Source organism: Segeticoccus rhizosphaerae (assembly GCF_009192725.1).
GTDB classification, from domain to species: Bacteria; Actinomycetota; Actinomycetes; order Actinomycetales; family Dermatophilaceae; genus Segeticoccus; species Segeticoccus rhizosphaerae.
On the sequence record NZ_VOHR01000700.1, the window covers coordinates 1 to 625 of the forward strand.

Annotated in this window: 1 pseudogene; it reads right to left on the minus strand. The window is 75.5% G+C overall.

Annotated elements, in window-relative coordinates:
* Window positions 1-625: pseudogene (locus FRW57_RS23795) on the minus strand (MobF family relaxase); the annotation flags it as partial.

A 625-nucleotide genomic window follows, 5' to 3' on the forward strand; every position in this document is an offset into this window, starting at 1 on the left:
GGCGTAGGACGGCGGGAGCGTCGACGCCAGACCGGGCCATCGCGGCCAGGCGTTCGGCCAGGGCTGGCGCGAAGGGGTCGCGCGCCGCCGATGGGGATGCGGCGGCGATCGGCTGGGCCCATTCGTCCATGGCGGGCTGCCGCCCGCCATGGAGGCGCTGGTCGAGCGACCGCTGCCACAGCGCGGCGGCCTTCTGCAGATGTGCCGGGCCGGTGGTGCGCTGGTCGGCGAGGTCGACGAGCATCGCGGCCCGCCAGACGGCGACGTCCCCGATTGTCTCGGCGCTGGGTCGGGCGCCGATGTATGCGGCCCAATCGGGCATCCGATCGGCGGTGGCGGTGGTGCTGTCGTGGACCTGGCTGGCCAGGCTGGTGACCTTGGCGGCGCGCTGGGTCAGGTAGGGCCCCCACGTCGGGTGGTCGCGCAGGGCAGCGGGAATGCCGGGGATCCACGGCAGCGGGCCGGGGCTCGTACCGCGCAGTCCGGTGTCGTCCAGACGCCAGTCCAGCACGGCGGCGGTGTCCGCTGCGGTGTCCAGTTCGCGCGCGCCGGCGGCCGCGGCCAGGTGCTCGACCGGGTCGACGCCTTGGGCTGCGACGAGCAGCAGGTGGGCGCGCAGCGCGTG